Genomic DNA, 24,584 nt, shown 5'->3' with positions numbered 1-24,584 from the left:
ATGAACACTCCCGCCATGGACGCAGTCCCCACGCCCACCGAGCGCTACGGCCGCCAAATCTGGCCCGGCAAACCCACCCCGCTGGGATCCACTTTTGACGGATCCGGCACCAACTTTGCCCTGTTTTCCGAGGTAGCAGACAAGGTCGAGCTCTGCCTCATCGACAAAGAAGGCACCGAGGAACGCATCGAAATGTCGGAGGTCACCGCCCATGTGTGGCATATTTACCTCCCCAATGTCACCCCTGGGCAGCGGTACGGCTACCGCGTCTATGGCCCCTATGAACCAGAAAACGGCCTGCGCTGCGATCCTTCCAAGCTCCTTGTAGACCCCTATGCCCGGGCGTTCGACGGCGAATTCGACGGCGATGCCTCCCTTTACTCCTATGACATCCATGCCGAGGAGCCTGGCACCGGCCGCAACGAGGAAGACTCGCTGGGCCACACCATGCTGTCGGTGGTCATTAACCCCTTCTTTGACTGGCGCAGCGACCACCGCCCCCATATTCCGGATAACGAAAAGGTCATCTACGAAACCCACGTCAAGGGCATGACCATGACCCATCCGGACGTGCCGGAAGAGCTCCGCGGCACGTATGCCGGCATGGCCCACCCGGCCGTCATTGACTACTTCAAAGAGCTTGGCGTTACCACCGTTGAGCTCATGCCCGTCCACCAATTCCTGCAAGACGATCGCCTGCGCAACCTGGGTCTGCGCAACTACTGGGGCTATAACACCTTCGGCTTTTTCGCCCCGCACCATGACTATGCCTTTGCCAAGAAGCCGGGCGAGGTGGTCTCCGAATTCAAGACCATGGTTCGCGCCTTCCACGAGGCCGGCATCGAGGTCATCCTCGACGTGGTTTATAACCACACCGCCGAGGGCAATCACATGGGCCCGACCATTGCTTTCCGCGGCATCGACAATGGCGCCTACTATCGCCTCGTCGAGGGCGATGAGGCCCACTACATGGATTACACCGGCACCGGCAATTCCCTCAATGTCCGCCACCCGCACTCGCTGCAGCTGATTATGGATTCGCTGCGCTACTGGGTTACGGAGATGCGCGTCGATGGCTTCCGCTTCGACCTGGCGGCGACCTTGGCGCGGGAGCTTGACGACGTCGACAAGCTCGCTACCTTCTTCGACCTAGTCCAGCAAGACCCCATTGTCAGCCAGGTTAAGCTCATCGCCGAGCCCTGGGACATCGGCCACGATGGCTACCAGGTGGGCAATTTCCCGCCGATTTGGAGCGAATGGAACGGCAAGTACCGCGATACCGTGCGCGACTTCTGGCGCGGCGAGCCCGCTACCCTGGGTGAATTCGCCTCCCGCCTGACCGGCTCTTCGGACCTCTATGCCGATAATGACCGCCGCCCTACCGCCTCCATCAACTTCATCACCGCCCACGATGGCTTTACCCTGCACGATCTTGTTTCCTATAACGACAAGCACAACGAGGCCAATGGCGAGGACAACCGCGACGGCGAATCCTTCAACCGCTCCTGGAACTGTGGCGAGGAAGGCCCCACCGATAACGACGATATCCGCAAGCTGCGCCGCCGCCAGGCCCGCAACTTCCTGACCACTCTCCTGCTTTCCCAGGGCACTCCTATGCTTTCGCACGGCGATGAATTCGGCCGCACGCAGGACGGAAATAATAACGTCTACTGCCAGGACAACGAGCTGTCATGGATGGACTGGTCCATGCTGAAGGAAGAAAAATCCGCCGCGATGCTGGGCTTTACCAAGCGCGTGCTGTCCATTCGCAACCACCACCCAGTCTTCCGCCGCAAGCGCTTCTTGGCCGGCGGCCCGCTCGGCGCGGATGTTAAGGAACGCGATATCGCCTGGCTGGTGCCTTCGGGCCGCCTGATGACCCAAGACGACTGGGACCACGACTTCGGCCGCGCCCTCATGGTCTACCTCAATGGCAATGCCATTACGGAAACCACCGCCCGCGGCGAACGCATCATCGATGATTCCTTCATCATGATCTTCAACTCCCACGACGGCGAAATCGAGTTCACCCTGCCCACCAAGGATCTCGGCGCTACGTGGCGGCTGATGGTCGATACCGCCGATTCCGGCGGCTACCCCGCGGAGGAAACCCTCATTGAGGCAGAGGGTACGATCACGGTGCAGCCGCGTTCAACGCTGATTCTGCGTCAGATTGAACCGCCCATCTTCGATTCCTAGAGAAAGGCCCCTCGTGTCATTTCCCGCGCACGGCGCACTCATCGATGTCACAGCGGATAAACTCGTGCTCCACCGCACCCTGCTGGCTACCAGCCTCGGCGCCCCCGCCACGCAGGATATCCCGCTTGAGTCCATCGACACCGTGCGCGTGAGTGAACCGACCCCCACCGGCTTCGGCGCCCTGGACTTGGGCGCCGCCGGCACTATCGCCTTCGCCCCGCACCAAGCCCCGCAGGCAGTCGCCCGCGCCATTTCCGCCGCACAGCGCGGCGAAGCACCCTCTTCCGCCGCCACCATCCCCGGCCTTGATTTCACTGCCGTGGACGTGGAAACGGCCAACGACAACTGGGGCTCTATCTGCCAAATTGGCGCGGTGCGCTTCCGCGACGGCCAGGAGACCGCCTCTCGGTCCTGGCTGTGCACCCCTCCACCAGGCCTTGAGCACTTTGCGGATATCAACGTCTCCATACACGGTATTACCGCGGACGATGTGAAAGGGGCGCCGGCATTTGCCGACGTTGCCAAGGAGCTCTTCGATTTCCTCGGCGGCGACGTGCTTGTCGCGCACAACGCCCAGTTCGATTCCACCGCACTGCGCTCCGGCCTCCTTACTGCCGGTGCCGAGGTGCCCACCGTGCCGCTGGCCTGCTCCCTCGCGCTGTCCCGCGATGCCTCCAAGGCCAAGGTTATTTCGGTGCGCAACCACAAGCTGCCCACCGTCGCCGCCCACCTGTCTGCGCCGGACTTCAGCCACCACGACGCCACCGAGGATGCTCGTGCGGCCGGCGAAATCATCGCCCGTTTGGCCGAGCGCTTCGGGCACACCGGCAGCATCCGCGATCTATTCACCGCCCGCGAATTCACCTTGGGTCGCCTCGACTCCGAGGCCATCCTGCCCGTCCTACGCGCCCACACCGCCCCCACCTCCGGCGCGGATCTCGGCGCTGGCACCGACTTCCGCGACCAGACCCGCGCAGCCGGTGCCAAGAAAAAGAAGCCCAGCGGTCCTGCCCCTTGGCAGGCCGTCGCCACGCCAGACACTATCCCAGAGCCCAACCCAGACGCCGACCCAGAAGGCGCACTCTACGGCCAGCACGTCACCCTCACCGGTGATTTTGAGCCCTACGATAAGGGCGTGCTGTGGCAGGGCATCGCCGAGCGCGGTGGCCAAGTGGCAAAGAACGTCACCAAAAAGTCCACCCTGCTCATCGTGGGCGAATGGGCCAAGAAAACCTCCAAGGAAAAGCGCGCAGAGGAGCTGCAGGCCAAGGGCCAAGAAATTGACATCTGGCCGGCCGATAAGCTCTTTGCTGAGCTGCAGCTCGACGCAGAGCCGCCCTTCTAGGCCCACCCAGGGAACCAAACGGCGGTTTCTCCAGTCCAATAAAGGCGACCGCACCCTACCGCCGCACTGGAGAAACCGCCGTGACCGTCGCCCTGCGCCCGCCTCGACCCACCACCGCAAACCTGCTGCCTGCGCTCTTTGCCCGTTCCTGGCTGAAAGAGCAGCGGCTTTCTGACGACGGCTTCTGCGACTCCCTCGCCACCATCCAGCTCTCCCCGAGCTTATCCATGGCGCTGGTCTTTCCCGGCAAGCAGACCTTTCGCCGGCTCAGCCACCGCGGCCTCGCGGACATGGATATCTCCGCGCGCCGAGCATGGAACCACGCCTCCCATAACCTGCAGCGCGCCGCACTCGATTCGCAAGGGCTGCGCTTTTGGACCCGCCCCGCCGCCTGCGAGCTTCCTTCCGCCGCCCGTTTCGGTGGCTTGCAGGTCCGCTCCCACGGCGCACCAATTTCCTCCTGGATTGCCCACCCGGAGACCTTTACCGTGCTGGACAAGCACATGCGCCGGCTCCTGCGATCGCACTCCCTGACCTACCTAGTTCCGGACTCCGCCACGCTCTTTGCCTTTGCCCACCTGCCGGATACCTATGCCCGCCAGCTGGCCGCCGATGCCGTCGCGCGCGTGCCCCGCCATCGCACCGTGCTCCACCCACGCCCGCTAGTATGGTCTAACGGATTCCCGCGGGAGTTATGAAAGGAGCACTATGCCGGAAAGTAGGATGTCGCGGCTGAGCAACCAGTACCACGACTGGGCGCGCAGCCACCCCACCGCCGCGGTGGACTTCCGCACCGCCATCGAGGACCTCCTCAATGACGCCGGCATCATCTTTGACCGCGTGTCTACCCGCGTAAAGACCTGGCCCTCGTTGAAGGCGAAGGCCAAAAAGCGCCGCGAGAACGGCGATTTTGTCTATCCCCAGCCGTGGGACGAGATTCACGACGTCATGGGAGTGCGCGTCACCCTGTATCACTCCACCGCAATTCCAGAAGCGCTAGACGTTTTCGGTGAATCCTTTAAGGTTGAACGCTCCGTAGACAAGGCGGCCGAAACTCGCATCTCTGGCGGCTTTGGCTACGGCTCCCACCACCTGGTGCTTACCGTGACCGAAGATAGCGCGGCTGCGATGGAAGAGCTCGCCGCCTACGTGGGATGGACCTTTGAGGTGCAGATTCGCACCGTCCTGCAGCACGCATGGGCAGAATTTGAGCACGATATCCGCTATAAGCAGGGACCGAACCCGCCCTCGCCGGAGGTAGATCGCCTCTTTACCTTGGCCGCGGGCCTTATCGAGCTTGCAGACCAGCAATTCGATGAGATTGCCGCGCTCAAGGCACCCGATACAGAAACCGACAAGGACGTCGAGCTTACCGCCGAGACCCTGCCGGGCGTGCTCGCCATCATTTTGGGCAACCGCTTCCCGCTCTCGCGCTCGGAGCACTACCGCTTCTTGGCGGAGCTCCTCGAGCAAAACGGCGTGCGCCACCTAGGACAGCTTGAGCAGCTGTTGGATGACACCGCCATTGCCCACGTCCACGACGCCATGCGCTACCGTTTCCGCCCCGGCCAGGTGCGGCTTATCGACGACCTCCTGCTCAACAAGTTTGGCAAGCAGCACATCGAGGCCACCGCCGAATCCGGCGACCGCCCAGGCCGCAAGCGGCGGCTTACTGCGCGCCTGAAAGCCCTGCGCGCCGCCCACTAGCCGCGCAGGATTTTCGGCAACTTACCGGAAACCGCCGCGGAATTTCTCCATATCGCGGCGTTCCTTCTTCGTCGGCCGACCGGCACCGCGCGGGCGCACGGGAACCGACGGCAGAAACTCCTTGGGCGGCGGCGGCGGCGCGTGGTCCGTATAGCAGGTGCGCGCGACGGGCGCGCCGACGCGCTTGGCGACGGTCGCTAAAACCTCGAGGTCATGCTCATGGTGGTTGCGCCACACGCGCACGCGGTCGCCCGGCACCACCTGTTGGGAAGGCTTGACGGCCTCGCCATTGATCTTCACGTGCCCGGCGCGCACGGCCGTCGCGGCCGCGGAGCGGGTTTTAAACATGCGAACGGCCCACACCCAGGCATCGATCCTGACGGGGCGGCCGCTAGGTTGCGGTGCCGGCATCTAGTACTGGTTATGGTTCTCGTTGACGATTTTCTGGATCTTCAGCCAGTTATAGCCGCCACCAACCACGGCGACGATGGCGCCCACCAACATCCAGGCCCAGAAACTAGCCGCCGATAGCACACCCAGCACTGCGCCCACACCGATGCCGCCGGCCACGCATACGACGGCGTTGCGGGAGTGCTTGCGCACCTGCTGCTTGCGCTGCGCAATGGGGTTATTCGGTCGTTGCTGCATAGTCATGGTCAGGATCCTACCTCAACCCACGCGCTGCCCGCCTCTGCCGCTTCGAGCTGGCCCTGCGAGATCGCTGCCAGCGTAGCTTCCAGCTCGTCCAGCCCGCCTGGGCGCACGGCTAGTGTAAAAGTCACCGCGGCCGCATAGGCGGTATCGATTATCTCATAGCCGCGCCCGCGCAGGTCCGCCTCTACCCGCCCGGCCGTCGCATGTGGGCACTCCACGGCATAAAGCTCCCGGCGCGCCCTAGTTACTGCGCGCACCTTCTCCATGGTCTCGCTCACCGCACCACCATAGGCGTGCACTAACCCGCCAGCGCCCAACTTGATGCCGCCGAAGTAGCGCACGACCACCGCGCACACATCGAGCATGCCGGAGCCCTTCACCACGTCCAGCATCGGCTTTCCGGCCGTACCGGAGGGCTCGCCGTCATCGGAAGAGCGCTCCACCGGGTTCGCACCATCAACGTGATAGACGTAGGCGGAACAGTGGTGGCGGGCGTCGGGAAAGCGGCTGCGGGCGGCGTCGATAAACGCGCGAGCCTCTTCCTCATTGGTGACGCGACCAATCAAGGTAATAAACCGGGAGCGCTTAATTTCAATTTCGTGTTCGACCTGGCCTACTGGGCGACGATAAGAATTCTGCATTAGGCCACGAGGAATTCGTACTCGGGGGTGCCGGGCTTAAGGTACTGCACCGAAATCTTGGATTCTCCCATGCGCTCTAGCAGGCCCTGGAGATCCTCGGCACGGCTAAGCTGCAGGCCCACCAGCGCAGCGCCCGTCTCGCGGTTATTGCGTTTGAGGTACTCAAAGAGCGTGATGTCATCGGTCGGGCCCAAAATCTCGTGCAAGAAATGGCGCAACTGGCCCGGCTCCTGCGGGAAATTCACCAGGAAGTAATGCTTCAGGCCGCGGTGGACCAGGGAGCGCTCCATGATTTCGGCGTAGCGCAGCACATCGTTATTGCCGCCGGAAATTACGCACACCACCGTCGCGCCCGGTTCCAGGTCCAATTGGTGCAGGCCCGCCACCGACAGTGCACCGGCCGGCTCCGCAATGATGCCCTCATTTTGATACAGGTTGAGCAAGTCCGTGCACACCGCGCCCTCGGACACGGTATCGAAGCTCAGGCGCTCGCGATTGGCCTGCAAAATCTCATAGGGCAGCGCGCCAAGGCGCTTGACGGCCGCGCCATCCACGAAGGGGTCGACTTCCTCCAGCGTGACCGGTCCGCCGTGGTCAAACGCCGCTCTGAGCGACGCCGCCCCCTCCGGCTCCATACCCACCACCCGAGTCTGCGGCGCCATATCCGCCACGTAGGAGGTGATGCCAGAAATCAGGCCGCCGCCTCCCACCGGAACGACGATGGTGTCGAGCGACTTGCCCTTGGCCGAAAGCTGCGCCAGAACTTCCGCCGCAACCGTGCCTTGCCCGGTGATGGTATCGCGGGCGTCGAAGGGCTCGATGAAGGTGGCGTCGCGCTCGGCGGCGTCGGCATGCGCGGCCGCGGCTGCCTCGTCGAAGTTGGCGCCGACCACCACCAGCTCCACCTGGTCGCCGCCATGGACCAGGATGCGGTCGCGCTTTTGCATCGGCGTGGGCTCCGGCACGAAAATCTTGCCGGCAATGCCCATCGTGCGGCAGGCATAGGCCACGCCCTGCGCATGGTTGCCGGCCGAGGCCGTAACAATTCCCCGGCCGCGCTCTTCCTGGGGAACATTCGACATACCGTTTAACGCGCCGCGAATCTTATAGGAGCGCACGTCCTGCAGATCCTCCCGCTTGAGATAGACCTCGCAGCCCGTCTCGGCCGACAGCCGGGCGCAGTACTGCAGCGGAGTCGGGGCGATTTCCGAGCTAATCCGCGCCTGCGCCTGCTGGATATCGGATGCATGGATGGTCGAATCAGTCATGTCTTGACAGTCTACCCATTCACTGGAAATTCACTGTCCTTTAGTTGCACCGTTACCTCCATCAGCAATAGTGGACATAACCACAAGAAAGGAATACTTATGCTCAAGCGCATCTCTCTCTGCGTTACCTCCTCGCTCGTCCTCGCCTGTGCCCCGGCCGCCCACGCCCACATCGTGGATAACGTGCTGGAACACTCCGCCCCCAACGCGGCACTGCAGCTGACTCCCATCGGTTCCCATGAATCCGGCGTGCTGGGCAAATCCGCCGCCGAAATCGTCGCCTACCACGCTGCGTCCCAGCGCATCCTCACCGTCAATGCGCGCTCTGGCGAGGTCGATATCCTGGACGCCTCCGATCCCACTCAGCCGCGCAAGGTCGGCGCCCTCTCCGCCGGCGGGGACAAGGAAATCAACTCCGTGGCCGTGCGCCCCGATGGCCTGGCCGTCGCCGCAGTACAGCAGGCGGACAAAACCGACAACGGCGAGGCGCTGTTCTTCAATGCCGAAACCGGCGAGGAGCTTGGGCGCGTAGGCGTTGGCGCCCTGCCCGATAACGTGCACCTCACCGCCGACGGCCGCCACGCGCTGGTTGCCAACGAGGGCGAGCCTTCCGACGCCCTCAACGCCGAGGGCACCGCCTACCTCAAGGACCCAGAGGGCTCCATTTCCGTCATCAGCCTGCCTGAGGACGTCGCGGCGCCCGCGCTTAGCGACGTCCACACGGCCGACTTCAGCGCCTTTGACACCGCCGACCTCGACCCTTCGATCCGCGTCTTCGGCCCTTCCGCGCACCATAACCTGCCTTCGCGGGACTTCGAGCCGGAGTACATCTCCTCTGCGGGCGGCAAGGCCTATGCCACGCTGCAGGAAAACAACGCCATCGCGGTCATCGATATCGAGTCCGCCACCGTAGAAAAGGTAATCCCCGCCTATATCGCAGACCACTCCCAGGTGCCGCTGGATCCGTCCAATAAGGATGACGCCGCGGAGCTGCGCACCATTCCGGTCAAGGGCCTGTCCATGCCGGACTCCATCGGCGCTTTCGAGGCAGAAGGCCAGACCTATTTCGCCACCGCCAACGAGGGCGATGCCCGCGAGTGGGGAGGCTATACCGACGAAGTAGAGCTCAAGGACCTAGTAAAGGACGGCAAGGTCTGCGATGATCTCGAGCTTCCCGAGGGCATCGAGGATAAGAAGTTTGCCGGCAACCTCAAGCTCACCAACGCTTCTGGCTGGAATGAAGAAAAGGAGTGCTTTGACGGCCTATATTCCTATGGCTCGCGCTCCTTTAGCATCTACGACGCCGAGGGCAACGTCGTCTTCGACTCCGGTGCGGACTTCGAGAACATCACCAAGGAAATCCCCGGCCTGAACTTCAACGCCGATAACGAGGATCCGGATTTCGATGACCGCTCCGATAACAAGGGACCAGAGCCGGAAGCCTTGACCATCGGCACGGTTGGCGATCGCACCTACGCCTTCATCGGCGCAGAGCGCGTGGGCGGCATCTTTGTCTACGACGTAACCACCCCCGCCGAAACAAAGTTTGTCACCTACGTCAACAATCGCGATTTCTCCGTCGGCTACGACGAGGACGATGTCGCTGCCACCACCAAGGCCGGCGACCTCGGACCAGAGGGCCTAGCCTTCGTTCCCGCCGCAGATTCCCCTAGCGATGACGCGCTCCTCATCGCCGGCAACGAGGTCTCCGGCACCACCACCGTGTTCTCCGTCAAGGACCTGCTCGCCGACGCCTCCGACAACGCCGACTCCCCTGCCGCATCCGGCAGCTCCGACGGTTCCAGCAACAGCAGCAACGGCAGCAGCGTCGCCGCCGGCGTGGGCATCGTGGCCGGCTTGGTAGGTCTTGGCGCCCTGATTGGCGGGGCGCTGGGCTTCCTGCCGAAGACCGTCGACGAGTTCTACGCGCTGTTGCCGGCCCAGGTGCGCAAGCTTTTGCCATAGATCTTCTGGGATTTAGCTGCTAAATTATTTGAGGCTAATACCTCTCACTCTAAAGGAGAACCATGCGCAACCGTCTCAGCACTTCGCTCGTCGCCGCAACTGCAGTGGCAGCGGGCCTCGTTGCACCAGCTACCGCTTCTGCCGCCGAAGCGCAGCCGAAGCAGATCTCGGCTGAATGCCAGGCCGAGGTCGACAACGCCAAGGAAGAGCACCTCAAGAAGATTGAGAGCGGCGAGCTCGGATCTTCCGCCCGCACCCCGCAGGAGCTCATGCAGGGCTTGGCCAACGGCTACGGCTCTTCCGGAATGCCAAAGGAGCCGGACTGCGTAGCCGAGGAGGCAGAGGCGCAACAGATCGAGGCACTCAAGAAGCTTCCCATCTGGGGTTCTTCCTCCCCAGAGAAGTTCCTCGAGGTCATGAACTGGGTTACCGTGGCCGCCAGCCTCGTTGCCGCGCTGCTGCAGGCCCTCACCTTGGTTGCCAAGGTGAACCCGGCTGTGCTGGAGCCGATGAAGAACGCCCTCAAGCAGCTGGGCGTGCGCTTCTAAGCACTGAATAATTTAGCCGCTCCGGAACTCCGGAGCGGCTTTGTGCGTTTTAGAAGAGTTCGCGGGTAGCAATCTCCGCGCCCTCGACCAAGGACTGCAGCTTCGCCCAAGCAATCTGGGGGTGCAGGCGGCCGCCCAAGCCGCAGTCGGTCGATGCGATGACGTTTTCCGGGCCGACTACCTCAGCGAATTGGATGATGCGATCGGCCACGAGGCGCGGATGCTCTACCGCGTTGGTGGAGTGAGAGACCACGCCCGGGTAAATCACGGTGCCTTCCGGCAGCGCGTGGTCCTTCCATACGCGCCACTCATGCGCGTGGCGCGGCGACGCGGCCTCGAAGGAGAATCCACCGACCTCGGCGCGCAGGATTTCCTCGACGATATCTGCAAAGGGCACGTCGGTAACGTGCGGGCCGTGCCAGGAGCCCCAGCAGATGTGCAGGCGCGTTTGTTCCTTGGGCAGGCCAGAGATGGAATCATTGAGCACATCGATGCGCTCGCGAATGAAACCGCGGAAGTCTTCCACCGACGGCTCGGGATTGATTTGGTCCCAAGCCTCGGCCAGGTCGGGCGCGTCGAATTGAACAGTAAGCCCAGCATCGGTGATGGCCTGGTACTCGGTGCGCATGGCGTAGCCGACGTCGGCAAGCAGCTCATGCTCATCGTCGTAGTAGCGGTTGGTCAGGCGCGCTGCCGAGCCGGGCGAAAGGGCGGCGATGAAGCCGGGGGTGCCGGCCGGGAGGGCGTCGGCAAGCAGGCGCACATCGGCGGCGACCTCGTCCTGGCCGATGTAGGTCACAGGGCCGGTGAACTCTGGGTTCGCCACCTTGGCGCGGCCGGTGAAAATGCCAGAATCCGGGTCATTATAGGCCTCCGAGAACAACGCGCGGTCGCGGCGATCAATAAACGACGTCAGCCGCGGCTCACCCGGCTTGGAGCGCACCACCTCGGCCGATTCCCAGCGGTCGGTATCCGTCATCGTCAGCCCGCCCAGGCGGCTAAACGAATAATTCCACCACGCGCCATAATCCACCGCACCAGAGGTGATATGGCCGTACTCGCCCTCGTTAATGATATCGAGGCCGGGATCGAGCTGCCGCTTGACGACGTCCGCCACCGCAGCCTCCAAAATCCCCTGAAACTCCGCGGCCGGCAGCTCCCCGCGCTGCAGGTTGGCTTCCAGCAGCTCCGGGGTGCGCGGCAGCGAGCCGACGTGGGTGGTGCGAATCTTGTTCACCATCAGGTTTCCTCCATCGTTATAGACTGTGCTGTCTAGATTAGTGGAGGGGACCTGCGGCCGCAGAGTTTAAATTCAGCCTAATATGCCCGCACCCATGGTGGCCTTGAGGTCGCCCATGAGATTGCCGGATCGCTCCACGCGCAGGTGGTCGCCGAGGATCATGGTGGTGGACTCGGAGCCATCGACAAGCTCGAGGTACACATCCGACTCGCCCTGGTTTTTGAGCAGGACCTGCTTGAGCCGGGCAATGTTTTCCATGGTGCACTGATCCGTGCGCATGGTCAGGCGCAGCGGCAGGCCGGCGCCACCGCCCGGGCCCAGCTCCGGCACGCGGATATCGGAGCAGAACAGCGAGCGGCGCTCATCGCGCACCTTGACGTTCACGCGCGCGAGGATGATATTGTCCTCCACAATCTGCGGGGCGACGAGCGAGTACACCTTGTTGAATACCAGGATTTCCACCTGCGCGCCGTTGTGGTCTTCCACCGTAACAATGGCCCACGGCGAGCCATCGCGCTTGGAGAAGCGACGGTCCACGCCCGAAATGATGCCGCCGATGATGAGCTCTTGGCCGTTATGTACCTCGTCGTTGAGGATCTTAGTCAGCGGGGTATCCGTCTGCGCGGCCAGCGCCTCCTCGAAACCATCGAGAGGGTGACCGGAAACATATAGGCCCAGCATCTCGCGCTCGAGGGCAAGTTCGTGTTTACGATCCCAGTTGTCTTCTGGGATATCCAAGGCAAAGGCATTGGAGGCCGCGTCGTCTTCTCCCCCGCCGATTCCAGCGAAGAGATCGAACTGTCCCTTATCCGCGGCCTTCTTGGTGGTTTGCACCGCATCCACCGCGTCCTCGTGGATGAGCATGAGGCCCTTGCGCGGGTGGTTCAAGTCATCGAAGGCGCCGGCCTTAATCAGCGCTTCTGTCACGCGCTTAGTGCAGGCGGTGAGCTCGATCTTGTCCAGGTAATCGCTAAAGGAGGTAAACGCGCCCTTGTCGTGGCGGGATTTGATGATGGACTCCACCACTTCCGAGCCAACATTGCGGATAGCGCCCATGCCGAAGCGAATATCCTCTCCCACCGCCTGGAAGTCCTCCTCGGACTCGTTGACGGACGGCGGCAGCACCTTGATGCCCAGGTGGCGGCAGTCCGATAGGTAGATGGCGGACTTATCCTTCTTATCGCCCACCGAGGTCAGCAGCGCGGCCATGTATTCCGGCGCGTAGTAAGCCTTGAGGTAGGCCGTCCAGAAGGACACCAAGCCGTAGCCCGCGGCGTGGGACTTGTTAAACGCGTAGGACGCGAAGGGCTCGATGGTGCCCCACAGCGCGTCCATGGCGGACTTGGAGTAGCCGTTTTCTTGCATGCCGCCCCAGAACTTGTCGTACTGCTGGGCCAGCACTTCGGGCTTCTTCTTACCCATTGCCTTACGGAAACCATCTGCCTCGCCGGCCGTGTAGTTGGCGACCTTCTGCGAGATACGCATGATCTGCTCCTGGTAGACGATGAGGCCGTAGGTCTCATCCAGGATTTCCTTGAGCGGCTCTTCCAACTCCGGGTGAATTGGAGTGATTTCCTTACGGCCGTTCTTGCGGTCCGCGTAGTCCCAGTGGGCGTTCACACCCATCGGGCCCGGGCGGTAGAGCGCAAGGGAGGCCACAATATCCTTAAAGCCGGTCGGCTTCATGCGCTTGAGAAGCTCCTGCATGCCGCCGGAGTCGAGCTGGAAAACGCCCAGCGTATCGCCGCGCGAGAGTAGGTCATAGACCTTGGAGACCTTGGGGTCGTCGGCATGCAGCTGCTCCAAGTGGATTTCTTCGCCGCGGTTGCGCTTGATGTTTTCAATCGCATCGCCGATAACGGTGAGGTTGCGCAGGCCCAAAAAGTCCATCTTCAGCAGGCCGATGGCCTCGCACGCCGGGTAATCCCAGCCGGTGATATAAGCGCCGTCGGCCGGGCGCTTCCACATAGGAATGTGGTCCATGAGCCGGACCGAAGCCATAATCACCGCACAGGCGTGCACGCCCGCCTGCCTGACGACGCCCTCCAAACCCCGCGCCGTGTCATAAATCTTTTTCACATCTGGGTCGGACTCCACCATCTGGCGGACCTCGGCGGCCTCGGAGTAACGCTCGTGGTCCGGGTCCGTGATGCCTTTAAGCGGAATGTCCTTGGCCATGATCGCCGGCGGCAGCGCGCCGTTGATGCGGTCGGCCATCTGGAAGCCGGGCTGGCCAAAGTGCACCTTGGCCGAATCCTTAATGGCCTGCTTGGTCTTCACCGTGCCGAAGGTAATCACCTGCGCCACCTTGTCCTCGCCCCAGCGCTCGGCCGCATAGGTAATCATTTCGCCGCGACGGCGGTCGTCAAAGTCGATATCGATATCGGGTGCGGACGGGCGTTCTGGGTTCAAGAATCGCTCGAAGAGGAGATCGTGCTCCAGCGGGTCGATATTGGTAATGGTCAGCGCGTAGGCGACGAGCGCGCCGGCCGCCGAGCCACGGCCCGGCCCCACACGAATGCCCACGGAGCGCGCGTGCTTAATGAGCTCGGCCACGATGAGGAAGTAGGACGGGTAGCCCTTCATCTCAATAACGGAGATTTCATACTTGGCGCGCTCGATATATTCCTCCGGAACATCCTGGCCGGGGAAGCGCTTTTGCAGGCCCTCCATCACCTCATGGGTGAGCCAGGAGGTTGGGGTGTGGCCCTCGGGGACGTCGGCAATAGGCATGCGATCGTGGGTGTGTTCTTCCCAGATTTCGCCGTAGTCTTGCACTCGCTCGGCAATCCACAGGGTGTTATCGCAGCCGTCTGGAATCATATCGTCCCAGGTCTCGCGCATCTGCGCGGCCGACTTAATGTAGTAGCCGGTGCCGCCGAACTTGAAGCGGTCCGGATCCATGAACGTCTTGCCGGTCTGCACGCACAGCATCGCCTCGTGCGCCGGCGCCTGGGACTCCAACACGTAGTGGCAGTCATTGGTCACCAGCGGCGGCAAGTCCAGCTTGCGGCCGATCTCTAGTAGCCCATCGCGGGTGCGCTTTTCGATGTCCAGCCCATGGTCCATCAACTCCAAAAAGAAGTTGTCCGTGCCGTAGATGTCCTGCCACATGGCCGCGGCCTCCAGCGCCTCGTTGAACTGGCCCAGGCGCAGGCGGGTCTGGACGTCGCCAGAGGGACAACCGGTGGTGGCGATGATGCCGTCGGCATGCTCGGCAATGAGCTCGGCGTCCATGCGCGGCCACTTGCCCAACTGGCCCTCGTAGGAAGCCAGCGAGGACAGAGTAAAGAGGTTGCGCAGGCCGGTGGCATTCTCCGCGATCATCGTTTGGTGGAGGTAGGCGCCGGACGCGGAGACGTCGTCGCGCTTTTGATCCGGCGTGCCCCACAGCACGCGTTTTTTGTTGAAGCGGGATTCGGGCGCCATATACGCCTCGATGCCGATGATGGGCTTGACGCCGGCACCGGTCATGCGGCGGTAGAAGGCATCAGAGCCATACATGTTGCCGTGGTCGGTCATACCGACGGCCGGCATTTCCTGGCGGACCACCTCGTCGGCCAGCATATCGACCTTGGCCATGCCGTCCAGCATGGAAAACTCGGTGTGGTTGTGCAGGTGGACGAAGGAGGAGTTTTTGGCCATGCGGCTCATCATAGCGGGGCGGTCAAAATGGGCTATTATTTTGTGATGCTCTACACGCTCGCCGCCTACATCATGTGGGGATTTTTCCCCGCGTTCTTCCCTCTGTTGCTGCCGGCATCGCCGCTGGAAATCTTGGCTCACCGCGTGTTGTGGACCGCGGTGCTGGTCACGGGATTTTTGCTCCTCAGCGGCCGGTGGCGCGAAATGGCGCGCATGGGCAAGCGCACCTGGGGTTGGCTTGCGGCCACGGGCGTGTTCATCACGGTCAATTGGGGCACCTACGTGGTGGCGATTAATAGCAACCACGTGGCCGATGCGGCGCTGGGGTATTTCATCAATCCCCTGGTGTCGGTCGCCCTCGGCATGGTGTTTTTGAAGGAGCGGCTGCGGCCGTGGCAGGCCGGCGCGGTGGGCGTTGCGGCCATCGCGGTGCTGTACTTGACGTTCTTTACCGGCCAAGCGCCGTACATTTCGCTGTTGTTAGCCTTCAGCTTCGGCTTTTATGGGCTGCTCAAAAAGCAGGTCCGGGTATCCTCGGCCGTCTCGGTCGCGGCGGAGGCTCTCGTGATGTCACCGCTGGCGGTGGGCTACATCCTGTGGCTAGAAGCAAGCGGCCAGGGCACATTCGCCAGCGAGGGCGTCGGCCACGCGCTGCTGTTGGTCAGCGCCGGCTTGATTACCGCGCTGCCGCTCCTCTGCTTTGCGGAGGGCGCACGGACGCTGCGCTTATCGACGATCGGCATGCTCCAATACCTCACCCCCATCATGCAGATGCTGTGGGCGCTCTTTGTCACCCACGAGCACTTTTCGACGCACCGCTGGATCGGCTTCGGCATCATCGGCGTGGCGGTGACGATTTACGTCGCCGACTTGGTGCGCATGGCTAGGAGCGCCTAAGTTCCTCGCGGGCGGCGCGGGCACGGCGACGCGCCGCCTGTTCCTCTTCTGCCCGCAGCGCCCAGCGCGGCATCACCACGACGAGGAAAATGCCATAGGCACATACGATCCCGGAAAACACCAGCGTCATCGAGGTGCCGCCGGTGACAAGGCCGATTAAAAGCGCGATGCCGGAAACCACCACCGCGACCCACGCGGCGATATAGGCAAATTTGTAGTTGGGCATCCACTGCGAAAAGGGCTGCTGTGAGGACATGGGTCTAGCCTACGCGGTGGTCGTATTCGTGGGCCCAGTATCGACGAGGTCCGGTGGGGGCGGATCCCAAGGGTTGACCCAGCGCACGCCGCGGGCCGTGCGCTCGAAGCGCCCGTTGCGCGGCGGGCTGGTGCGATGGTCATCATTGCGGCCATTGTGGTAAGCACAGGCAGTGGTGAGGTTCTTCGCATTGGTCCATCCCCCGCCGGCCCAACTGAAAATGTGGTGGATCTGGCACTCATCGGCAGGCTTATGGCAGCCCCTGACCGGGCATGTGGGATTTTCCGCCGCAGCCATCATGAACTGCTTCCAGGTGGCCCCACGGCGCATGCGGTACAGGTTCACTGGGCCCTCTACGGGGTGGAGCAGGGTGACAAATCCCTCCTCGGCAAGCGCGCGCTGGGCCAATTCGGAGCCCGTAATCTGCGCGCCATTGGTCATGGTCAGCACTACATCGTCGCTGCCATGGGCCACGCCAACCAACTTATCCAGCGGCACCACAACGTTGGTGCGCACGGTGGAGGTGGCGGCACTGGTACCGGTGCGGAAGAAGGAGGCGACGTCGGCAAGCGAGCCGGCATGCTGGTGAAGTTCTGCAATCAGCGCGGAAGGGCCGGTGATAGACAGCGTCCACGGCTTTCCGGCCGCGCGGCGGCGCAACCGCACCCCCGGCTTGGGTTCGCGCGGCGCGCGCATCTCACGCAGCTTCTTGCGGGCACGCCTTTCCATCTCCCGCGTATCGCACGCGATATGGGTGAGCTCAGCGCGCAGGGCCCAGGCGCGGGCTTGCGTGGGCGCGCGCCGGGCATGCTTTTCGATGACCGCCAGCGTCGGCAGCGAATGTCGGTTGCGGCGGGCCCCGTCCACCGCGCGGCGTTGGCGGCGGCGAAAGCTGGTGGTCCCGAAGTAGACCTGCGCGAGCTGCGCAATAGTGTCAGCCGTGGCATCGGGCATGCCAGCGGCGGTAAGGTCCGCGGCGGAGGCATCGGCGGCCTCGGCGAGGATGTCCATCGCCGAGTTGAGCGCCGCGATATAAGCCCGAATGTGTTCCATGCCCTAGATGCTAAAAGCGCTGGGCGGCCACCGCGCGCCGCAGGGGCCAGGAGGGCGATATTAGCTGGGAGGGCGGATGGCGAAGCTGCCCCAGGCGGCGTCGGCAGGCGCGGGTTCGACGGCGGCGACGGAGGGGGTGGAGGCGACGTCGGCAAGCTGGGCGCCCGATCCCCACACCACGGCGGCGCTCACCGCGGTGGGGCGCTGCCCATAGGAGGCATCGATGCGGTCGAAGGCGCGCTGGATGACAGCGGCGCGGTCCTCGCCGGCGGTGGGTTCTGGGACGTCGATGGGGGCGGTGGAGCCGATAAGGATGGCATCCATGCGCGGGGCCGCGGCGACGGCGGCCGCAGCGGCTACGGGCGGCAGGTCCTCGTCGAAGGTGACAAGGGCGTAGGCAGGCGCGTCTGGAATGTCGCTGCCGGACACGCGCGCAATATACTCCGCGCGCGTCTCGCCATCCGGGCCGAGCTGATCGCCTTGCACCTGCGAAGAAGCCTGGGTCCCTAGGGCGCCAAAAAGCGCGAGCGCGGCCAAGAAAAGCACCGCAAGCACTGCCAGGGCCGCTAGCCGACGCCGCCGGTAGACCTTCCTCATCCCCGCAGAACCTCCAAAGCGTGCTCGAGATCGGCCGGGTACGGCGCTTCAATCTCGAACCACTTGCCGGTGCCGGGGTGGGTAAAGCCGAGCTTTACCGCGTGCAGCCACTGGCGCTGGAGCCCAAGGCGCTTAGCCAGGTTCGGATCCGAGCCGTACATCGGATCGCCCACGCACGGGTGGCCGGTAGCAGACATGTGCACGCGGATCTGGTGGGTGCGGCCGGTCTCCAGGTGCACCTCGATAAGGCTGGCCTCGCGGAAGGCCTCAATGAGGCTGTAATGGGTGACGGCCGCTTTGCCGTCGTCAAGCACGGCGAATTTCCAGCCCGACTTGGGGTGGCGGCCGATGGGTGCATCAACGGTGCCCTCGATGGGATCCGGCAGCCCCTGCACCACGGCGTGGTAGGTCTTTTTCACGCTGCGGTACTTAAAGGCATGCTTAAGCGCGGAATAGGCGCGCTCCGAAGAGGCCACGACCATCACGCCTGACGTGCCCACATCGAGGCGGTGCACGATGCCCTGGCGCTCGGTCGGCCCGGACGAAGCCACGGTATAGCCGGCCGCGCGCAGCCCGCCAATCACCGTCGGCCCGTCCCAACCCACGCTGGGGTGCGCGGCCACGCCCACCGGTTTATGCACGCAGATGATATCGGCATCGCTGTAGAGCACGTCCATGCCCTCGACCAGCTCCTCGCGCGGCAGCAACGGCTTTTCTGGCTCCGGTAAAAGCACGGAGACCACGTTGCCGGAGGTCAACCGCTCGGACTTGCCCAGCTCTTGGGAATCGATGGTCACGCTGCCCTCGGCGCACAGCTGCGCGGTGGCGCTGCGGGACAGGCCGAGGAGCTTGGCCAGGGCGGCGTCGGCACGCATGCCTTCTAGGCCTTCAGGAATGGGGAAGCTGCGCATCTGCCTATTCATGCTCGGCCTTCCTTTCCTCCAGCACCATGGCGATAATGAACAGCACCACGCCGCAGGTAATGGCCGCGTCCGCAATATTGAACACGGCGAAAGAGCCGACCGAAATATAGTCCACCACGTGCCCGAACCAGAAGCCGGGGGCGCGGAAGATGCGGTCGGCGAAATTACCCAGCGCGCCTCCGGCAATGAGCGCTAGGCCCACCGCCTGGCCGGAGTGGGTAATGCGCGGGGCGGCAATGGCCACGCCGAGCACAAAGACCAGCTGAATGGTGGTAAAAAGCCACGTCGATCCCTCCCCGCCCATGGAAAAGGCGGCGCCAGGGTTAAAAAGCAGGGTAAACCGGAACCAGTCCCCAATGACCGGCAGGGGCTCGCCCTCCGTAAGGATGGAGAGCATTACTTGTTTCACGGCTTGGTCCACCAGCGCCACGGCGATGACAACCGCGGCGATAAGTCCTGTCTTGCTCCTTCGTTTTTGACTCACCCGCTCTATTCTAAACGGGAGCGTCCGGTATTTTGGTAAGCGTGTTTCGAGTCAAAGTTTTTGCAGCCCTGACCACAGCCGCCGTAGCGCTTACGGCGTGTTCCTATGAAAAGCCGGGACCCGCGGTAGAACAGCCCGTGGGCCTGACTATCGACGCCCCACGCGTCACCGTGGACAATCCCGGCACCGGGGAGAAAAAGCTCCTGGAATACCGCGATATCGACTCCACGCAGGACGTGAACTACCGCGTTACCGAGGGTTTTTCGCAGGACCTGCTCAAAAAGTCCGCGGCCGAGAAGTTTCAGGCCTCCGACGTCGAATCCACCACCACTACCCTGCCGCTATCGGCCAAGGTAGATAAGGCTAGCGAGGACGTCGAAGACCAGCTGCCGGCCACCCGCAATGCCTTTGTCACGGCCGGTGCGCCGGAAACTTCTGGCGACACCGACGTCTCCTCGGCCGAGGGATTTCAATTTGGCTGGCGCGGCCAAAATACAGGCCAGATGAATTCCTTGCGCCTTGCCGCACCCCAGGAGGCCACGGATGAAGCCCGTGGCTCCGTGGAACAGGCAATTATGAAGCTGACGGCCCTGCCCGTGGTTTTCCCCACTGAGGAGGTAGGCAAGGGAGCGAGCTGGACGGTGGATTCGCGCGTTACCGGCGAGTCCACCCTACTGCAGACCACGCGCTATACGGTCGCTTCCATCGAGGGCGACCGAGTAAAGCTCAACGTGGAGGTGGAGCAGCGGCCGTCGCTAGGCGCGCTGTCCTTTGAAGGCCAGGCCCAGGGCACGGAGTTGGAGGACAAGGAGCTCAAGGTTGTAGACTCCAGCACCCAGTCCAAGGGCAACATCACGGTAGACCTGGGCAAGCCGCTGCCCGTGGGCGGTGACGTATCTTTCGACACGAAGGTCATTTATGGCGCCGCCGGCTCGGAGCTGCGCGTGGTGCAGTCGAGCCTGACGGAGCTGAACTTTTCCTAATTACTCGGCCGGGGCTTCTACGGGGGCCTCAGCTGGGGCTTGCTCGGCGCCGGCAGCCGGGGCGTCGCCTTCAGCCGGGGCAGCGTCGCCCTCGGCCGGTGCCGGGGCGGGTGCGGAGGCTCCGGCACCGGTATCTGCACACATTTCTGGAACCTGCTCCGGCGGCACGGTGTTTTGGATGAGCGTGCAAGCCCACGCCTTGGAAAGCTTCCAGGTGCCATCTTCGTACACGAACTCCACCTGGTCAGCGGTCTGCTGCTGGCCGTCAGCGGTGGTGAAGTTCACGGTGGTCAGCACGGACTGCGGGTCATAGCCCGGAAGCACAGGATCGACGACCTCGAACTCAGCGCCGGATTCCTGCTTGGACTGTGCCATGGTGTCAAAGATTTCCGGTGCGGTCTCGCCGCCCTGCACGGTGGCGGTCTTTTCCTGCTCAGAGGCGTTCGGATCGGTGGCCTTGGCCAAGATGGCGTTGAGGTCCGCCGGGGACGGCAGCGCTGGGGCGGCGGAATCGCCGTCGGAAGAGGCGGATTCTTGCGCCTCGGTGTTGGTGGCGGCGGTATCGTCCTGCTCGTCGTCGGAAGAGCAGGCGGCCAGGGCGGTGGCCGCGGTCAGTGCGAGGCACGCGGCGCTAAACTTGCGGAATTTCACTTCTAACTCCTCACGTCTGGGTTCTAAACTCCCATCAGTTTACAGCTGCACCAGCCTTTTCCGGGCTGCGCCCGCCGCGTGGGCGGAGATTTCTTTAACCTTGAGTGCATGACCCGACTTGCTTTGATCGCCACCGGCGGCACGATCGCGTGCACCACCGTGGCCGACGGTTCCCTGGTTCCCACCATCTCCGGCGCGGACCTTGCCGCTGAAATCGACGCCGAGGTAGTGGAGTTTCGCCAGCTCGACTCGTCCTCTATTACTTTGGCGGACCTCGATGAGCTCATTGCGGTGGTCAATGAGCTCACCGCGCGCAAGGATATCGGTGGCGTGATCATCACGCATGGCACCGACTCCATGGAGGAAACCGCGCTGGCGTTGGAGATTTTCTGTGGAGGGGAAAAACCCATCGTGCTTACGGGCGCGCAGCGCGCCTACGATCACCCCGCGGCCGACGGCCCCACCAATCTGCGGGCTGCCCGCGAGCTTGCGGCCAGCGGGCACCCTGGGGTTTTCCTCTGCTTTGGCGGTGAGACCATCCCGGCGCGTGGTGCGCGTAAACGGCACACCAGTGACCTGCGCGGGTTTGAGTCGCTGCCCGTTCCTGGCACTACCCCGCGGTTGGCTCCTGCCCCGCTGGCGTCGCAGCGTATCGAGATCATCCCCGCCTATCCGGGAGCGGGGCGCCTGCTGGTCGACGCCGTCGTAAACTCCCCCGCCTCCGGTCTCATTGTGGAGGCCATGGGCTCGGGAAATATGGGCGAGGACATGGGCCGCGCGCTTGCCGACGCCCTCCACGCCGGCCTCCCCGTCATCATTTCTACCCGCACACCCTATGGCCCGACGGCGCTGGCTTACGGTGGCGACGGCGGTGGCGCGAGCCTGGGCAAACGTGGCGCCATCAACGCCGGATGGTTCCGCCCGAGCCAAGCGCGAATCCTGCTCGCGGCGGCGCTGGCCACCGGTACCGATCCGGCAGAGCTTTTTGCTCAGGAGGGCTAGTCCTCGCTGGTCAGCCAGTCCTGCCAATCCAGTGAGTCGAGCGGGTCTGCTGGCACGAGCGCGGGATCGTCGGCCGCGAAGGATTTGGTGCGCCCGGGCCCCGTGGCGCGGGTTTCAAAGCGCACGCTGACCACCCCGTGGCCGGCGCCTTGAATCCAACCGTGGCCGTATTCGGGGTGGAAAACATCCTGCGTGGCGTGCCACTGGTTATCGGTTTCTTCCTCCACCGTCACCGTAGTCGCTGGAATGGCCGGTGTTGCGTCGTCGCTCACCCCAGTTTCATAGTCCGTGTCTGCCGGTGCAGGGCGCACGATTTCGCGATCTAGCTCCGGAAAAAGCACGTCTTGGCGAGCGGCCTCTAGGCCGGAATAGCTCACCCCTACCAGGCGGATGGGCCCCAGCTCATCGGGGTAGCGGGCGAGTTTGAACGCGGCGGCGGTGAGCACGGCGGCGTCGTCAGTCGCGTAGGGCAAGGTGGTCGAGCGCGATTCGATATGAAAATCCGCCATGCGCAGCTTCACCGTTACGGTGCGTGCGCCGCGCCCATCCTTGAGCAGCCGGCGGTGTGCACCCTCCGCCGCGCGAGTGATGGCTGCATCGACCTCGGGGGCGGTCTGCAGGTCTTTCGGGTAGGTGTGCTCGGTAGAAATCTGTTTAGAAATAGCGCGCGGCGCCACCTCACGGTCATCAATGCCGCGGGCCAGCTGCCACAGCTGCAGCCCCACCACGCTGCCGATGGAAATCTCTACTTCCTTGCGCGTCATCGCCGCTAGCTGCCCAATGGTCTCGACGCCGATGGACTTGAGCTTCGCGCCGGTCACCGGGCCGACTCCCCACAGCTTGTTCACCGCAAGGGGGTGCAGCATATCTAGCTGGCGCTCCGCTGGGATAACAAAGGTGCCATCAGGCTTCGCTTCACCCGATCCAATCTTGGCAAATTGCTTGCCCGATCCCGCCCCAATGGAGCACGGCAGACCTGTCTCTTCCCGAATGAGCGCGCGCAGCTCATCCGCCCAGCGCTTGACCTCCTCCGCGCTCGCCCCTTCCAGGGCGGCGGGTTCCATAAAGGCTTCATCGATAGAAAGCTGCTCGATGACCTCCACGTGTTGCGCGATGATGCCAAATACGCGCCGCGAGGCTGCTGAATAGACTGCCCGGCGCGGCTGCACCACCACCGCGCGAAGTCCAACAAGCTGCTGCGCGCGGTACATCGGCATGGCCGAATGCGCACCGTACACGCGCGCCTCGTAGGAGGCGCCGGCCACCACGCCGCGCCCGCTGGTACCGCCCACCAGGACGGGACGCCCCTGCAGGGTAGGCCGGGTCAGCTGCTCGACGGAGGCGAAAAACGCGTCCATGTCGATGTGTAAAACCCAGCGTTGCATGCGGCCCAGTCTAATAGGCGCGCTCTCGGGTGCACTCCTGGGCGTTTGCGTGCCGTTAATTAAAGCTTTTATTTCTTTCCATCTTCACGTCACCCACATGCAATATTACGGCCTTATCTTTTTCGAGGTTATTTCTTGAAGAAAGTATTTCGCTGATTATGAACTCACCCCACGTCATCTTGCGCGGCGTTAAGCGCGAATTCGCCGATAATACGGGCCTCCACGAGACCGATCTAAGCATCAACCGCGGTGAATTCATCTCTATTCTGGGTCCCTCCGGCTGCGGTAAGTCCACCCTGTTGCGCTGCATCGCCGGGTTGGAAACTCCCAATGCGGGCACCATTGCCATTGGTGAGAGAGAGGTTTATGGTCCGCGGACCAATGTGGCCGTCAACAAGCGCCGGCTGTCTATGGTCTTCCAAGACCTCGCACTGTGGCCGCACATGACGGTGGAAAAGAACATCGAGTTTCCGCTGACAACCCCAGGCAATAAGGTGGCGGCAGGCCAGCGGTCCGAGAAGGTGCGCGCCTGCATGGACATGGTGGGCATCACCAGCAAAGCGAAGGCGCGGCCAAACCAGCTCTCCGGCGGCCAACAGCAACGCGTCGCCATCGCCCGTGCGTTGGTTTCGAATCCGGACCTCCTGCTCATGGATGAGCCACTGTCCGCCCTCGACGCCGCGCTGCGCGTGCAAATCCGCGCCGAGCTCACCCAGCTGGCACAGGAGCTGGGGCTGACGGTCATCTACGTCACGCACGACCAAGCCGAGGCACTTGCCATGTCGGATCGCGTCGTGGTTATGAATCAAGGCCACATCGAGCAATTCGCGGATCCGGTCACCCTTTATGAACAGCCGGCCACCGATTTCATCGCTGGCTTTGTAGGCACCATGAACCGCCACCCACAGCTGCCCAGCGTACGTCCAGAAAATCTCACCGTCACCACTGCGGAGGAGGACACCGGCGCCTCCCCGCGCCGGGTCGAGGCGCAGGTTCTTGGCGCTCACTACATCGGTGGGCGCTATGAGCTGCGCTGCGACGTCCCCGGGGCGGAGGAACCCTGGGTGACGTATTCACCGCATCGCTTCACTCGCGGCGAGACCGTCTACCTCAACTATCCATCTTCTCTTTCTGCATAGGA

At 63.2% G+C, this 24,584-nt stretch carries 23 protein-coding genes; 10 read left to right on the top strand and 13 right to left on the bottom strand.

Translation table 11 applies throughout. The features are described 5' to 3' along the window. From glgX to QP884_RS00800, 4 genes are all read left to right on the top strand, one after another. On the top strand, nucleotides 1–2,199 hold the full coding sequence (glgX, locus tag QP884_RS00815; RefSeq protein ID WP_284820196.1) for a glycogen debranching protein GlgX: 2,199 nt from the start codon (nucleotides 1–3) through the stop codon (nucleotides 2,197–2,199). Nucleotides 2,200–2,212: 13 nt separating this feature from the next. Beyond that, complete coding sequence (locus QP884_RS00810; RefSeq protein ID WP_284820194.1) at nucleotides 2,213–3,544, top strand: exonuclease domain-containing protein; 1,332 nt, start codon at nucleotides 2,213–2,215, stop codon at nucleotides 3,542–3,544. Nucleotides 3,545–3,624: 80 nt separating this feature from the next. Next, nucleotides 3,625–4,242: a hypothetical protein gene (locus tag QP884_RS00805; protein WP_005328828.1), complete on the top strand. Its 618-nt coding sequence runs from the start codon at nucleotides 3,625–3,627 to the stop codon at nucleotides 4,240–4,242. Between the two features lie 10 nt (nucleotides 4,243–4,252). Beyond that, on the top strand, nucleotides 4,253–5,251 hold the full coding sequence (locus tag QP884_RS00800; RefSeq protein ID WP_239283096.1) for a GTP pyrophosphokinase: 999 nt from the start codon (nucleotides 4,253–4,255) through the stop codon (nucleotides 5,249–5,251). A 21-nt stretch (nucleotides 5,252–5,272) separates the two neighbouring features. Here QP884_RS00800 and QP884_RS00795 read toward each other — a convergent pair whose 3' ends face one another. Genes QP884_RS00795 through ilvA form a run of 4 tightly spaced genes read right to left on the bottom strand, consistent with a single transcriptional unit; the run spans nucleotide 5,273 to nucleotide 7,814 of the window. Beyond that, nucleotides 5,273–5,662 carry an RNA-binding S4 domain-containing protein gene (locus tag QP884_RS00795; protein WP_005324575.1) on the bottom strand — a complete coding sequence of 130 codons (390 nt, stop codon included), beginning with the start codon at nucleotides 5,660–5,662 and terminating at the stop codon, nucleotides 5,273–5,275. Further along, on the bottom strand, nucleotides 5,663–5,905 hold the full coding sequence (locus QP884_RS00790) for a hypothetical protein (RefSeq protein ID WP_284820191.1): 243 nt from the start codon (nucleotides 5,903–5,905) through the stop codon (nucleotides 5,663–5,665). Nucleotides 5,906–5,907: 2 nt separating this feature from the next. Further along, nucleotides 5,908–6,546 (bottom strand): YigZ family protein, encoded by a 639-nt coding sequence (locus QP884_RS00785; protein ID WP_284820189.1) that lies wholly within the window; start codon nucleotides 6,544–6,546, stop codon nucleotides 5,908–5,910. Next, nucleotides 6,546–7,814 (bottom strand): threonine ammonia-lyase IlvA, encoded by a 1,269-nt coding sequence (ilvA, locus tag QP884_RS00780; protein ID WP_284820187.1) that lies wholly within the window; start codon nucleotides 7,812–7,814, stop codon nucleotides 6,546–6,548. Before ilvA ends, QP884_RS00785 begins: the two co-directional genes overlap by 1 nt. A gap of 99 nt (nucleotides 7,815–7,913) precedes the next feature. Between ilvA and QP884_RS00775 the strand changes: the two genes are divergently transcribed. Next, the gene (locus tag QP884_RS00775) at nucleotides 7,914–9,779 is read left to right on the top strand and encodes a choice-of-anchor I family protein (protein ID WP_284820185.1); all 1,866 of its coding nucleotides are present in this window, start codon (nucleotides 7,914–7,916) and stop codon (nucleotides 9,777–9,779) included. A 62-nt stretch (nucleotides 9,780–9,841) separates the two neighbouring features. Next, nucleotides 9,842–10,327 (top strand): hypothetical protein, encoded by a 486-nt coding sequence (locus QP884_RS00770; protein WP_284820184.1) that lies wholly within the window; start codon nucleotides 9,842–9,844, stop codon nucleotides 10,325–10,327. 49 nt (nucleotides 10,328–10,376) lie between these two features. On the opposite strand, the gene QP884_RS00765 is transcribed toward QP884_RS00770, so the two are convergent. Further along, nucleotides 10,377–11,567, bottom strand: a complete 1,191-nt coding sequence (locus QP884_RS00765; protein WP_284820183.1) for a cobalamin-independent methionine synthase II family protein — start codon at nucleotides 11,565–11,567, stop codon at nucleotides 10,377–10,379. A gap of 72 nt (nucleotides 11,568–11,639) precedes the next feature. Next, entirely contained in the window at nucleotides 11,640–15,212 is a 3,573-nt protein-coding gene (gene dnaE, locus QP884_RS00760) for a DNA polymerase III subunit alpha (protein ID WP_284820182.1), read from the bottom strand. Between the two features lie 45 nt (nucleotides 15,213–15,257). Here dnaE and rarD point away from each other — a divergent pair, with 45 nt between their 5' ends. After that, nucleotides 15,258–16,109 (top strand): EamA family transporter RarD, encoded by an 852-nt coding sequence (gene rarD, locus QP884_RS00755; protein ID WP_284820181.1) that lies wholly within the window; start codon nucleotides 15,258–15,260, stop codon nucleotides 16,107–16,109. Here the strand turns inward: rarD and QP884_RS00750 are convergent. The 5 genes from QP884_RS00750 to lspA are packed head-to-tail and all read right to left on the bottom strand — an operon-like array spanning nucleotide 16,096 to nucleotide 19,422. After that, nucleotides 16,096–16,365: a permease gene (locus tag QP884_RS00750; protein WP_284820180.1), complete on the bottom strand. Its 270-nt coding sequence runs from the start codon at nucleotides 16,363–16,365 to the stop codon at nucleotides 16,096–16,098. The genes rarD and QP884_RS00750 overlap by 14 nt on opposite strands. A 9-nt stretch (nucleotides 16,366–16,374) precedes the next feature. Then, complete coding sequence (locus tag QP884_RS00745) at nucleotides 16,375–17,418, bottom strand: HNH endonuclease signature motif containing protein (RefSeq protein ID WP_284820179.1); 1,044 nt, start codon at nucleotides 17,416–17,418, stop codon at nucleotides 16,375–16,377. A gap of 60 nt (nucleotides 17,419–17,478) precedes the next feature. Beyond that, a complete protein-coding gene (locus QP884_RS00740) occupies nucleotides 17,479–18,015 on the bottom strand; it encodes a hypothetical protein (RefSeq protein ID WP_005328865.1) in 537 nt (178 codons plus the stop codon). Beyond that, a complete protein-coding gene (locus QP884_RS00735) occupies nucleotides 18,012–18,938 on the bottom strand; it encodes an RluA family pseudouridine synthase (RefSeq protein ID WP_239228160.1) in 927 nt (308 codons plus the stop codon). The genes QP884_RS00740 and QP884_RS00735 overlap by 4 nt, the downstream gene beginning before the upstream one ends. Next, complete coding sequence (gene lspA, locus QP884_RS00730; RefSeq protein ID WP_434736441.1) at nucleotides 18,931–19,422, bottom strand: signal peptidase II; 492 nt, start codon at nucleotides 19,420–19,422, stop codon at nucleotides 18,931–18,933. Before lspA ends, QP884_RS00735 begins: the two co-directional genes overlap by 8 nt. A 41-nt stretch (nucleotides 19,423–19,463) precedes the next feature. Here lspA and QP884_RS00725 point away from each other — a divergent pair, with 41 nt between their 5' ends. Further along, complete coding sequence (locus tag QP884_RS00725) at nucleotides 19,464–20,405, top strand: hypothetical protein (RefSeq protein WP_284820178.1); 942 nt, start codon at nucleotides 19,464–19,466, stop codon at nucleotides 20,403–20,405. Here QP884_RS00725 and QP884_RS00720 read toward each other — a convergent pair whose 3' ends face one another. Further along, nucleotides 20,406–21,056 (bottom strand): hypothetical protein, encoded by a 651-nt coding sequence (locus QP884_RS00720; RefSeq protein ID WP_049377625.1) that lies wholly within the window; start codon nucleotides 21,054–21,056, stop codon nucleotides 20,406–20,408. Between the two features lie 108 nt (nucleotides 21,057–21,164). Between QP884_RS00720 and QP884_RS00715 the strand changes: the two genes are divergently transcribed. Beyond that, nucleotides 21,165–22,058, top strand: a complete 894-nt coding sequence (locus QP884_RS00715; RefSeq protein ID WP_284820177.1) for an asparaginase — start codon at nucleotides 21,165–21,167, stop codon at nucleotides 22,056–22,058. Here the strand turns inward: QP884_RS00715 and QP884_RS00710 are convergent. Further along, entirely contained in the window at nucleotides 22,055–23,443 is a 1,389-nt protein-coding gene (locus tag QP884_RS00710; protein WP_284820176.1) for a DNA polymerase IV, read from the bottom strand. The two genes, QP884_RS00715 and QP884_RS00710, sit on opposite strands and share 4 nt — an antisense overlap. 158 nt (nucleotides 23,444–23,601) lie before the next feature. Between QP884_RS00710 and QP884_RS00705 the strand changes: the two genes are divergently transcribed. Continuing rightward, entirely contained in the window at nucleotides 23,602–24,582 is a 981-nt protein-coding gene (locus QP884_RS00705) for an ABC transporter ATP-binding protein (protein ID WP_284820175.1), read from the top strand. Nucleotides 24,583–24,584 lie beyond the last annotated feature (2 nt).

Origin of the sequence: Corynebacterium tuberculostearicum (assembly GCF_030229345.1) — a bacterium.
In the GTDB taxonomy this organism is placed as follows: Bacteria; Actinomycetota; Actinomycetes; order Mycobacteriales; family Mycobacteriaceae; genus Corynebacterium; species Corynebacterium tuberculostearicum_G.
The sequence above is the reverse complement of the archived record's forward strand: the minus strand, read 5'-3'. Positions and strand labels throughout refer to the sequence as shown.

Coding starts and splice junctions, on each gene's coding strand:
- QP884_RS00705 (WP_284820175.1), top strand. CDS start 23,602: ATGAACTCACCCCACGTCATCTTGCGCGGCGTTAAGCGCGAATTCGCC.
- dnaE (WP_284820182.1), bottom strand. CDS start 15,212: ATGGCCAAAAACTCCTCCTTCGTCCACCTGCACAACCACACCGAGTTT.
- QP884_RS00800 (WP_239283096.1), top strand. CDS start 4,253: ATGCCGGAAAGTAGGATGTCGCGGCTGAGCAACCAGTACCACGACTGG.
- QP884_RS00795 (WP_005324575.1), bottom strand. CDS start 5,662: ATGCCGGCACCGCAACCTAGCGGCCGCCCCGTCAGGATCGATGCCTGG.
- QP884_RS00740 (WP_005328865.1), bottom strand. CDS start 18,015: ATGAGGAAGGTCTACCGGCGGCGTCGGCTAGCGGCCCTGGCAGTGCTT.
- QP884_RS00790 (WP_284820191.1), bottom strand. CDS start 5,905: ATGACTATGCAGCAACGACCGAATAACCCCATTGCGCAGCGCAAGCAG.
- QP884_RS00750 (WP_284820180.1), bottom strand. CDS start 16,365: ATGTCCTCACAGCAGCCCTTTTCGCAGTGGATGCCCAACTACAAATTT.
- QP884_RS00775 (WP_284820185.1), top strand. CDS start 7,914: ATGCTCAAGCGCATCTCTCTCTGCGTTACCTCCTCGCTCGTCCTCGCC.
- rarD (WP_284820181.1), top strand. CDS start 15,258: ATGCTCTACACGCTCGCCGCCTACATCATGTGGGGATTTTTCCCCGCG.
- QP884_RS00735 (WP_239228160.1), bottom strand. CDS start 18,938: ATGAATAGGCAGATGCGCAGCTTCCCCATTCCTGAAGGCCTAGAAGGC.
- QP884_RS00770 (WP_284820184.1), top strand. CDS start 9,842: ATGCGCAACCGTCTCAGCACTTCGCTCGTCGCCGCAACTGCAGTGGCA.
- QP884_RS00785 (WP_284820189.1), bottom strand. CDS start 6,546: ATGCAGAATTCTTATCGTCGCCCAGTAGGCCAGGTCGAACACGAAATT.
- QP884_RS00745 (WP_284820179.1), bottom strand. CDS start 17,418: ATGGAACACATTCGGGCTTATATCGCGGCGCTCAACTCGGCGATGGAC.
- QP884_RS00765 (WP_284820183.1), bottom strand. CDS start 11,567: ATGGTGAACAAGATTCGCACCACCCACGTCGGCTCGCTGCCGCGCACC.
- QP884_RS00715 (WP_284820177.1), top strand. CDS start 21,165: ATGACCCGACTTGCTTTGATCGCCACCGGCGGCACGATCGCGTGCACC.
- ilvA (WP_284820187.1), bottom strand. CDS start 7,814: ATGACTGATTCGACCATCCATGCATCCGATATCCAGCAGGCGCAGGCG.
- QP884_RS00710 (WP_284820176.1), bottom strand. CDS start 23,443: ATGCAACGCTGGGTTTTACACATCGACATGGACGCGTTTTTCGCCTCC.
- glgX (WP_284820196.1), top strand. CDS start 1: ATGAACACTCCCGCCATGGACGCAGTCCCCACGCCCACCGAGCGCTAC.